Source organism: Saccharomonospora iraqiensis subsp. paurometabolica YIM 90007, assembly GCF_000231035.2.
In the GTDB taxonomy this organism is placed as follows: domain Bacteria; phylum Actinomycetota; class Actinomycetes; order Mycobacteriales; family Pseudonocardiaceae; genus Saccharomonospora; species Saccharomonospora paurometabolica.
The window spans coordinates 202,783-206,869 of sequence record NZ_KI912259.1 but is presented as its reverse complement, the minus strand read 5'-3'; the positions used below and the strand labels follow the sequence as shown (position 1 = coordinate 206,869).

Below are 4,087 nucleotides of genomic sequence, written 5' to 3'. Positions count from 1 at the left end.
GGCGGGCGGTCCCTGCGCGCCCGGGTCCGGTGCGTCCGCCTCGCGCGGCGGTGGGGTCGGTGGCGGGGTGGTGGGCGCGCTCATGCCGACTCCGCCGGGAAGACGACGACGTCGGCGTCGGACACCTCGACCGACACCTCGCTGCCCGTGTCCAGCGGCTGCGCTCCCGGCACCAGCACCCGGATCTCGTGGTCGCGGGCGCGGACGAGCTGCTCGGTGTGCGCGCCGACGAACAACGACGCCTGCACGCGCCCGGAGAAGCGGTTGGCCGCCACCGGACGGTCGACGGACAGCGTGCTGTACTCCGGACGCCACATCGCCGCGACCCGGTCACCGACGGCGAGGGTGTCCGCACCCGCGCGGCCCGTCACCGACCCGAGTCCGGTGTCGACGACGACCGTCTCCCCCGTTCGGGCGGACACGGTGCCGGGCACCTCGTTCATCGTGCCGACGAACGAGGCGACGTAGCGGTCGGCGGGTCTGGTGTAGATGTCCAACGGCGAGGCGTCCTGCACGATCCGGCCGTCCCGCAGCACGGCGATCCGGGTGCCGAGCTGCATGGCCTCGGTCTGGTCGTGGGTCACGAAGATCGCCGCGAAGCCGAGTTCCCGTTGCAGGGACACGAGTTCGATCCGGAGCTGCTCGCGCACCTTGGCGTCCACGTTGGACAGCGGCTCGTCGAAGAGCACGAGCGCGTCGTTGGCGACGAGCGCCCGGGCGAGGGCCACCCGCTGCTGCTGGCCGCCGCTCATCTGCGCGGCGTACTGCTGTTCGAGCTCGCCGATCCCCACCTTCGCCAGCACCTCACGGGCGCGGTCGGCGATCTCGGCACGCTTCGGCTTGCGGCCCTTGCGGCTCTGCAGCGGGTACGACACGTTGCGCAGCGCGGTCATGTGCGGCCACAGCGCGTACGACTGGAACACCATGCTCACACCCCGCCGCTCGGGCGGCACGTTGATCCGCTGCCGGGGGCAGAACTGGGTCCGCCCGTCGAAGCTGATCCGTCCGCTGTCCGGGGTCTCCAGGCCGGCGATCGAGCGCAGCAGCGTGGTCTTGCCGCACCCGCTCGGGCCGAGCAGCACGACGAAGTCCCCCGCGGCCACGTCGAACGAGACGTCGTCGATCGCGGGAACGGACGACCCGTCCCGGCGGCGGAAGTGTTTGGTGAGGTGCTCGACGCGCACGACCGGGGCGTCGACGTCGCGCGCGGCGGTGTCGCTCCCGACGGGTGCGCGTTGATCGGTTTCGGGCAGGACGGCCATGTCCCACTCCTCCTTGCTGGTCGGCGGGCGGGTTCGACCCGGGCGCCAAGGACGCCGCTCACTATCGTCGACTTCATGGCCGATCGTCAATAATCTGACGCGTAAAATCGGTCCCGCCCGTCAACGGGACACGACGGCCCCAGGATCAGGGGCGGGTGGGGCGACTGTCCACGTGGTCCGGACCGGGCGCCTACCGGCTCTGCCGGTCGGCCTCGGCGATCCGCCGTGCCGTGGTCGCGCGCTCGAACGGGGTGTCGCCGTGCGCGCCCTCGCCCAGTGACTGCCGCAGCGCGGTGACGCTGTCCAGGTCGTGCCGGGTGACCAGCTCGGCGAGGCCGGGCGCGGTGCGGCCCAGGATCTGCCGGAACCGCAGCTCGGCGACGGGGCCGAGCCGGTGGTACACCTCGACGAACACGTGCTGGGCCCGATCCCGGGCGAAGGGGTCCGGCAGCAGCTCGGCGGGCAGGTCCGGGTCGGTCTGCTCGAAGTCGCGCCACTCGGCGCCGAGTTCGGTGCGCACCCGCAACGCCTCGGCCGGATCGATGCGGCCGGCGGCGGCACGGTCCAGCACCGGCTCGTAACGCTCGGCGAAGCGCCGGTAGTCGTGGTGCAGCGTGTCCAGGTCGAACGCGGTGCGCACCCCGTCCGCGTCGGCGGCGCGGCGGACCTCGGCGGAGCGCAGCACGGTCGCCGTGGTCACGCCGAGTTCGTCGAGCACCGCCGCGGCGGCGGCGCCCTGCTCGTGCGGGGACACCCAGACGCCGTCGTAGAGGGGGGCGAATCCCAGCACCCGGAGCCGACTGCGCAGGGCCGTGCGCAGCCCGCGGTCCTGTTCGGGCACCGAGAACGCCACCACGGTCCACTGCCCGTCCCACTCCGGCGTGGACGCGCCGAAGGTGAGCATCCGGTAGGTGTGCTCCACGATCACCGCGACCGAACGGGGCGGGATGCCGTAGGCGGTGGTCCGGCCCGCGCGCCGCACGGTCAGCAGCCCCCGTGCCGCGAGCCTGCGCATCGCCGTGCGCGCGCCGGACGGGGTGATGCCGAACTCGCCGAGCAGCTCGACCAGCGCGGACGACGGGATGTGTTCCTCGCGCCAGTACCAGAAGTCGCCGAGCAGCGAGGTCAGCAGCTGCTGGGGCCGGGCGCCGCCGTTCGGCCTGCGCTCCTCCGTCACCTGGTCGCCCGGGCCCGGCCCGCGCGGGTCCGGGTCCGACGCCGGGTGCTCGTGCGAGGTGGCGGTCATGCGTCTTCGCTGCTCTCCGTAGTCGACTGGTGGCGCAAACAGGATACGTCCGGTCCGCGCGGTCCATCGGTTGCCGTGGTTGTCGGTGTCGTCCACTGTCGGACGAACCCTTGAATAGGCGTCACTTGCTGATACTATCGTCGCCAATCTGCATTGAGTCGAGACCGGCGACGGGAACACACGGAACCGGCCCCGGCTCTTCCGGCCGCGTCGTGGGGAGACCATGAACGACCGACCACTCGCGGGCCGCACCGTCGTGGACCTGACCACGGCGCTGGCGGGCCCCTACGCGACCCTGCTGCTGGCGGGACTCGGCGCCACGGTCATCAAGGTGGAGAACCCGGCCACCGGCGGGGATCCCGCCCGCGGCAACGCGCCGTACGTCGGCCGCGACGGTCTCCGGCTGAGCCGCGAGGCCGACGACGACCTGTCCGTGTCGATGCTGGTACGCGGGCGCGACAAGCTCAGCGTGACGCTGGATCTGAAGCAGGACCGCGGCCGGGCGGTGTTCGCCGACCTGGTCCGCGACGCCGACGTGCTGGTGGAGAACTACAGCCCCGGGGTCACCGAACGGCTCGGCATCGACCACGCCACCGTGCGCGGGATCAACCCCCGCCTCGTCTACACCTCGATCAGCGGCTTCGGCGCGCAGGGCGGCCCCGGGTCGGGCAAGGCGATGGACACGATCGTGCAGGCCCTCAGCGGGATCATGTACACGGCGGGCCGACCGGACGACGACCCGGTCCGGTTCGGACTCCCGGTGGCGGACCTGCTGGCACCGCTGTTCGCGGTGATCGGCACGGTGGCGGCGCTGCCGGTCGCCGACCGCACCGGGCAGGGCCAGCACGTCGACGTCTCCATGCTGGGCACGTTGACGTCCCTGGTGGCGTGCGAACCGTTCGAGGCGCTGGAGCGGGTGGGCATCCCGCAGCGGACCGGGCCGGTGGTCCCCCGGCTGGCGCCGTTCGGGGTGCTGCCCGCCGCGGACGGACACCTCGCGTTGTGCGCCCCGGTGGACTCGTTCGCGCACGGGGTGTTCCGTGCGATCGGGCGGCCGGAGCTGGTCGACGACCCCCGGTTCGGCACCCGCGACGCCCGGGTGCGGCACGCCGACGAACTGCACGACACACTCGCGCGATGGTGCCGACGGCGCCCGGTGGCCGAAGCGGTGGAGGCCCTCACCGCCGCCGGGGTCCCGGCCGCCGAGGTGCGCACGCCCCAGCGGGCGGTGCGCGACCCCCTGGTGCGCGACCGGGAGGAGGTCGTGCCGGTCCCCCACCCCGAGCACGGCGACCTCGACGAGCTGCTGACCACCGGCGTGCCCATCCGGTTCTCCGACTCCCGGGCGTCGCTGGACTCCCCGGCGCCGCGGCTGGGCGAGCACAACGACCACGTCTACGGCGGCCTGCTCGGCTACAGCGCCGACGAGATCGCCGACCTCACCGCACACGCGGTGATCTGACCCCGACTCCCGCCGCCCGAGGAGGATCGTGTCCCCACCCGCCACGCCCACCACCGCACCGGCCGCGATGGAGGAGCTCCGCCGGCACGCGGCCGACCGCACCGCCGCCGCCCGCCG

At 73.3% G+C, this 4,087-nt stretch carries 3 protein-coding genes; 1 reads left to right on the top strand and 2 read right to left on the bottom strand.

Annotated features, from left to right (window positions below; translation table 11 throughout):
- Positions 1-80 precede the first annotated feature (80 nt).
- Both SACPADRAFT_RS0221885 and SACPADRAFT_RS0221880 read right to left on the bottom strand, forming a co-directional pair.
- Positions 81-1,262, bottom strand: a complete 1,182-nt coding sequence (locus tag SACPADRAFT_RS0221885) for an ABC transporter ATP-binding protein (RefSeq protein WP_007026749.1) — start codon at positions 1,260-1,262, stop codon at positions 81-83.
- A 190-nt stretch (positions 1,263-1,452) separates the two neighbouring features.
- On the bottom strand, positions 1,453-2,508 hold the full coding sequence (locus SACPADRAFT_RS0221880) for a PaaX family transcriptional regulator (protein WP_007026750.1): 1,056 nt from the start codon (positions 2,506-2,508) through the stop codon (positions 1,453-1,455).
- A 223-nt stretch (positions 2,509-2,731) separates the two neighbouring features.
- Here SACPADRAFT_RS0221880 and SACPADRAFT_RS0221875 point away from each other — a divergent pair, with 223 nt between their 5' ends.
- Positions 2,732-3,970 carry a CaiB/BaiF CoA transferase family protein gene (locus tag SACPADRAFT_RS0221875; protein ID WP_007026751.1) on the top strand — a complete coding sequence of 413 codons (1,239 nt, stop codon included), beginning with the start codon at positions 2,732-2,734 and terminating at the stop codon, positions 3,968-3,970.
- Positions 3,971-4,087: the final 117 nt, after the last annotated feature.